The following is a 6,792-nucleotide window of genomic DNA, read 5'->3' as shown; positions in this document are numbered from 1 at the left end:
TTATTTAAAGAAATAGGGATGACTGACTTTTTAAAAGACAGCATCCCATTTTCAATTTTAGACAGGAGTTAATTGTACTATAATTTGAGAGATTTAAACAATTGTTACTAAGTTTAGAATCATGTGATGATTGCAGTTAAATGGAATCTTTAAGGGTGTGTTTGTAAGTTGTAAATATTAGCTTTAACAAATAGGTATTAAATGACAAGTAATAAAGAGCGAGAAGAGGACATGTGTAATGATCGCTTCTGAGTTTTATTTTTTATTATCTCAGGAGGATCGCACCAGTTGTAAACCCTCGTAATATTCGTCTGCATTCTTTATTGCAGACTTATTCATGGTATCAAAAGGCGAAGTTGTTTCCTTGTCTAAGGCTCTAAGGTAGGATTTTTAATTCCTTCAGCAGTGATATAAATAAAGGAACCCTTAAGGTTCCCTTGTATGTAATACATATTGGTATTTTTTATTCGTTTTCCAGTTGCTGTAGACGCATCATGCCTGTTACCAGTATCAGTGCTTGTAAGTGGATTATTGCCAAGTACTTCTTTAATTTCCGTAAGTCCAAGGGGATTATTTCAAATATTAAAATATTGTATGTTCATTAAAATTAGTAAACCTTGTAAGAATTAACTCCAACTAGACTTAACTGACTACATCTTAAGAAATTGCACTTAGTTGTGTCGGTTGTGATCAAAGAGCGCCAGTTGCAAGGCTGCAAGGCAATGTTAGAGGTGCTTGGGTAGTTTTATAAAGGAGGGAATTTCGTAAGGTTTCCTTATGTTTTTATTAAATTAATATTGGACTTAATTTAGAGTAAAATTTATTTTGTTATTGATATAAATCTTTAAACATAAATGATATCTGTTCTACTTTGGCTTAGAATCCAGAATCAAGTACCATAATGGTTGCTGTTTTATACTTTGTTTAGTATGATAAGGTCTTTAGAAGTTGCCTTTCAAGTGGATGCTCCTGTTAGTACTGCTATATCCATCCTCCAATTATATCCTTAGTAAAGCTATCCTCTTTTTAACATTTTCTATAGTTTCATATATTCCATTACTACGTGCAGATTTGATTGCAACAGTCTCCTCAGGATACCATATACTCATTACGACAGATTTTTGATTATCAGATTTATTGTTTCCATGGTTATAGTCACACTTTCTTTAACTCACCCTTTACAGTATTTTGAAAGCTGTCACGATCTGTCAATATAACAGATCCATCAGTTTCGACCTGTCCGTTTAGAGCTAGTCCATAATCCCTTGCCATAGTCACAGTGCCAAGATTGTCTTTCTGAAGAACCATTTCTAATGATGTGCCACTCTTTTTTTTCTTTTCTAATAGTACGAGAACCATCGGTATGTATAATTTCAGTAATCATGTTTCCGTCAGTATCTACAGTTTTAATAACTTTGCTTCCGTCAGCATTTACAGACTCATTAACGATGTCTTTCTTAGTAGGATCCAGCTTGGTGCATGTAAATAAATTATCATCTTCCATAGTACCTGTAGGATTATAGCCCAAGCCAACGGGAGTACAGCTAATAATATTTGTCAATATTATTAAATAAGATAATACTTTTCTCATATTAAATATCCTCACATATTTAATACAATATTATACCAAATATATATTAAATAAGGGGGATTATATAACAAATGCTAGCGATTTTACAATAAAAATAAAAGAATATTTTTGTGTAGGTTTATTTGAATAAAGGTATATTTAAGTATTTAAAAAGTAGGCCATAAAACTTATGACCTACTTGGATATCAATGAGATTATTTAACTAAATTTTCAATTTCTTTTTCTGTTTTTTCAAAAAATTTGTACCTTATCATAAATGATTTGCTTTCGTCAACAATCTTTTTCAATGCATCTAATGCCTTTGATTCTGTACTCTTATTATCCTTTGCTTCCTTTATATGTTTGTGAAGATCATCTATTAAAGCACTTCTCAATGCAAGGAATCCAGATCCTGTAACTTTATCAGCAAGTTCAGGGATAATGCTTTTTGCATTATCCTTTTGCAAAAGAGCATTTAGCTTTTGATCTGTCAAATGAGTCTTTAAGACTTTATGAGTTGTATCTGTAAATTTCTCTAAAAGATCTAATACATCCTCAGCAGTCTTTTTATTAGTTGGCTTAGAAGATAGTTTTAATTCCTTAAACACTTCACCTAATGCTTCGATTACTTCCTTATTGTATCCCAAAGCCTCATAAAGGTTGTTCTTTTTATCCTCTTGGGAGCCTTTAAACTTTGTGTCTGAAATAATATCTACTGACTTGAGATCACTAGCGCTAGTGCTCTTATCGGATGCAATTTTTTCACTGTATTTCTTCACTTCTTCTTTTAGATCGGTGATAGATTGATCTAAAGCTTCCTTTTCTTTAGCAACCTTTTCTTCTTCTGTCTGAACTTGAGGAGCTTCGCCTGCTGGATCTTTAGCGACTTTTCCTGCTTGATCTTGAGGAGCTTCGCCTGCCGGAGCTTTAGCTTCCTTTTCCTTTTCTTTAGCTTCCTTTTCCTTTTCTAAAGCTTCCTTTTCTTTAGCAGTCTTTTCTTCTTCTGCCTGAACTTGAGGAGCCTCATCTGCTGGATCTTTAGCGTCCTTTTCTGATTTTGCCTGATCTTGAGGAGCCTCATTTGCCTGATCTTTAGCGTCTTTTGCATTTCCATCCTCAGCTAGCGGATCTGGAGTAGCTGGGGGATTGGTAGCTGGGGGATTGGTATCTGGGGTTTGCGTACAAGCCAATAAAAGTGTAGCAAGTACAAAAAATATAATAGTAAGTTTTTTCATATTATCTCCTTTAATATAATTATAAATTAAACATATTATAACATAATATTAATATTATGCAATACTTATTCTAATTTAGTATTATAAAACTAGAATGTGTTAAGTTGCATCAGTTTAGAGCAGCCATAACCCTTTAAAAGTTGATATTAGAATATTGAAATAATGTATTAATCTAGATAATTATCAATCCAAATAAGAGAAAGTTAATAGTCTTGTATGCATAGGTTTTCTCGATGACCGACACTGGATACCAAAATAAGTAGCATTTAAGATAGATTTGAATGTAAATAGAGAGTATAATAGTGGTGTTAAAGTAAGATAATCTTTATTAAAACATTTAAAAAAAATTTAATTTAAAATTAGTAAAATAATTAATAAAGTATAAGATCATAACATTAAAATATCATATACATTTTTTCGTTAAATATTAGAGTCATATCAATTTAAAATTATTATTGAATTGATATGGGAATAGGATAGTCGAGCTTACTGTGATTATTATTTTATAAAAATTACAAAACAATATTCAATAATGTTTACAAGGGCAGTTTCACTATTGATGTAGGAAAGAATTAGATAAAAATTGTTAAAAATATTATAAATTATGTGATAAAAGCGTAATGCGTAGTACTACTTAGAGATAGCACTTATGAAGAAGTGTTGCTTCTAAGTAGTACTTTAATATGTGCAAATTGAGTTAGTAATTTACAAGATGAGTTTAATAAGGTTTAGGCTAGTATCAATGCTTATAGTATTGGCGATCAACTCTTATTCTTATAATTATGCAATAAGATATAAGAATGATGGAGTTGATAAGTATTCTTTGGAGGGAATAAATGATTGTTTTGGATTTTCATTTAGTAATTTCTTTGATGATCTTAGAACCAATGCTGAATTATTTACTTATGAATCAAAATATAACTTTATAATAAATGCAGAAATTCACATGTTGACCTTTAGAGGCTACAAGGATGATCCTGAAGAAGTGAGACGAAGAGCTGATCTTATTGAGGTTGGGTTTATGTATTATGTTCCATTTGTAATAAAACCAGACATAACATCTTTCGGTGAGATTCATGTTGGTATTGGAATTAAAAATTTAATTTATGGAAACTGGGCTGGTGCTACTGTACAAAGGGGGATACATGCTATACAGGGGTTATTGAGGCCAATTCCTGAAGCTTATGATCAATATGATTACAGAGGATATTTAAGTACCTCACTAAATTATTCATATTTAAGATTTCTAAATTTTGAAAATTATCTAGACCTTTCTTACTTTGCGGATTATTTTATAAAAACAAGCATTGGAGTAGATTTTAAAAATGAGGCCGTAGGAGTTGAATTACAACTCTATTACCAAGCGCAAAGTAAAATAAAGGATATGGCAACATATTCAAAGGTGCAAGAAGCTGAGAGTGGAATTGGAATGCAACAAAGAATTTATTCTGGCAACTTTTTTGCAACAACTAATCTTAATTTACACAACTTCTCCGATAGTGAACAATTATTTAGTGTAGGTGGTTTTGGAGTAATGTATACTGCAGAATATGAGAGTATCACAGAGGACGCTTTATACATACTAACTCCTGATTTTTCTATTTCGTATGAAATTATGATTCCCTTGCAAGTACGACATTTAATATATTATCAAATACTGTCTGATTTGGAGTATTATTTTGCTATAACAGTAAATCATGATATGTATGATTTTAAAAGAAGTAGTCAGACAAATAGGTTCTCATCTGGGATCGCTTATGCACCCTGTAGTAAGGGTATCTTTACATTCTACATAGGTGCTGGCATGTATTTGTCTTATAATAAAGATAATAAGGATATTGGAGCTATCTACAGGCCGTCCAAGATGAGTAATACATTCCAATTGGGGTTTGAATTTGAACCAGGGATATTACTAAAAATGTTTAGATACAATAAGGTACTCTACAGTTTAAAATTATTTACAAAAATTAATTATTCTCCAATGGTATATGATATAGAAATTAAAGCCCTAGATAAACATAGATATACTTTCAATTATTTTGGAATTGGCCTAGATATGCAACCTTAAATATTACGAATTGCAAAGAGAACCAAAGAGCATTGGGTCTACACTAGACTTAAAATAACACCACTTATAAATTCTTAAAACTTTTTAGCCTCGGGTTTAAAGATATAAAGAAAAGGCAATTAATCATTATACATTAAGGGAAATATATCTTTATTACTATGGTATAAAGATTTAATTGCCTCAAAAACATAACTTAAAGGTAAATTAAAGTACTAGACTCTAACTTAATATTAATAATAGGGCAATTATCTTAGTTGGGTATGTTGACTAGAAATTTTTTTGTTCTTTAAGAGAATCTTCTCATAAGCTTTAAGAAAAGGTAAATAAAGTAAACTAGATAATATAAGTAAAGATAAAGATAAAATAAGTGCCTTAAAGTCAAGACCAGTAGATATGAAAGCAATAAGTAGTGATGGTATTGTCTAGGGAACTAGAGTTTTAACTCTTTTAAGTATTCCCTTGCATCAATAACTGGAAACCAACCACTAGGTGCGATTGCCCATTTGGTAGTATCTCCTCCATAAGGTATCCAATCTGATTGTGCAACTAGAATTAAGAAAGTATAAAGAGATAAAAATCCACCCGTAATGCCACTAATAGGGATGTATCAATCTTAAATTTAAATATTAATCTTTAGACCATCATAAGCCAAATAGATATTATCTTTAGCTAAATGGTCAAATTCTTCATAGATGATGTCATGTGAAAGATGAGTAAAATAAGTAACCTTAGGTTTTATTTTTTCAACCTCACAAGTAGCCTCATCGAAATTTAGATGCACAGGATTAGGTTCTATGCTTGAAGCATCTATTACGAGTGTATCTAATCCCTTTAAGTATTCGTATGAAGTATCAGGAATAGACTTAACGTCAGTAAGATATGCCAGATTATTTATTCTATATCCTATACTATTTATGCTTTGAGAATGAAGTAAAGGAATGGGTATTATTTCTAAATCTTTGAAAATAATTTTCTCTAAGTCTCGTGCCAAATTAGGAATAAGATTGGTTTTGGCATAAAGAGGTAATTCTGATGAGAAATTCTGCGGAAAAGCATTCTTAATTTGTTGTAGAGAGCTCTCCCGTGCATAAATGTTTAATGGAGAGGTGTTGGTGTAAGGCCTAAGGTCGTCTAAGCCCATAAAATGATCAGAATGTTCATGTGTATAAAGCACTAAGTCAATCTTTGAAATATTTTCTCTTAAAAGTTGAGTTCGAATATCAGGACCCGTGTCAATTACCACATTCAACCCAGACACATTTAGAAAAAATGAACTTCTAAGTCTTTTATTCCTGTCTAAGTTTGAACTGCATACTCTACAACTGCAATTTAGCTGAGGAACGCCATTAAATGAACCAGTTCCTAAAAAGATTCCCAACATGCTTGCCCTATTACCCCTTGAGGGGAATTGTATAACAATAATTTAGCAAAAGCAATTAGCTAATAACACACGAAATAAAGAATAATAAAAATTAGAAGCAAAACAGGTAAAAACTGGCAGTGTTTTGAAACTTAAACTAAATTATAAAATATTGTCATAAGAATCCGTTGTTTAATAAAAATAAGCGAATAATTTTTATTATTCGATAAAAAAAAGGAAATAGGTGATATAAATAGCTTAAATAAAAACCATCAATATTACCTATTTAATATTACTAATAGATCCAATAAATGTCAGCATAGCATTTTAAAATTTAAAATACTATACATTTAATATATAGCATTTACTAAAATTTTTCAAGATTATTCTTGATCTCAATTATTTTCAACAGTATTTAAACCATCAACTTAGGGCAGTGAGGTCAAGAAAATATCATAGTCCATCTCGTTGGTTGGGATAATAATTTCCCCATTAATTATTTTCTCAGTAATATTTTCTACTTGCTTTTCAAGCTCTAAAGAGATTACCTTAGGATTTT

4 protein-coding genes are annotated in these 6,792 nt (G+C 30.9%); 1 reads left to right on the top strand and 3 read right to left on the bottom strand.

Going from position 1 to position 6,792, the window contains the following annotated elements; all coding sequences use genetic code 11:
• Positions 1-1,155: 1,155 nt before the first annotated feature.
• Positions 1,156-1,359, bottom strand: a complete 204-nt coding sequence (locus CR532_RS05385) for a hypothetical protein (RefSeq protein ID WP_159076633.1) — start codon at positions 1,357-1,359, stop codon at positions 1,156-1,158.
• Between the two features lie 426 nt (positions 1,360-1,785).
• Entirely contained in the window at positions 1,786-2,805 is a 1,020-nt protein-coding gene (locus tag CR532_RS04480; protein WP_108729650.1) for a hypothetical protein, read from the bottom strand.
• A 721-nt stretch (positions 2,806-3,526) separates the two neighbouring features.
• On the opposite strand from CR532_RS04480, the gene CR532_RS04475 reads away from it, so the two are divergent.
• The gene (locus CR532_RS04475; protein WP_199911332.1) at positions 3,527-4,873 is read left to right on the top strand and encodes a hypothetical protein; all 1,347 of its coding nucleotides are present in this window, start codon (positions 3,527-3,529) and stop codon (positions 4,871-4,873) included.
• A 619-nt stretch (positions 4,874-5,492) separates the two neighbouring features.
• Here CR532_RS04475 and CR532_RS04465 read toward each other — a convergent pair.
• Complete coding sequence (locus CR532_RS04465; protein ID WP_108729649.1) at positions 5,493-6,254, bottom strand: MBL fold metallo-hydrolase; 762 nt, start codon at positions 6,252-6,254, stop codon at positions 5,493-5,495.
• Positions 6,255-6,792: the final 538 nt, after the last annotated feature.

It is taken from the genome of Candidatus Borreliella tachyglossi, assembly GCF_003076595.1.
Lineage (GTDB): Bacteria > Spirochaetota > Spirochaetia > Borreliales > Borreliaceae > Borrelia > Borrelia tachyglossi.
The sequence above is the reverse complement of the archived record's forward strand: the minus strand, read 5'-3'. Positions and strand labels throughout refer to the sequence as shown.

Bases quoted from the DNA above. Each gene is read 5' to 3' on its own strand.
- CR532_RS05385 (WP_159076633.1), bottom strand. From the start codon at position 1,359: ATGGTTCTCGTACTATTAGAAAAGAAAAAAAAGAGTGGCACATCATTA.
- CR532_RS04480 (WP_108729650.1), bottom strand. From the start codon at position 2,805: ATGAAAAAACTTACTATTATATTTTTTGTACTTGCTACACTTTTATTG.
- CR532_RS04465 (WP_108729649.1), bottom strand. From the start codon at position 6,254: ATGTTGGGAATCTTTTTAGGAACTGGTTCATTTAATGGCGTTCCTCAG.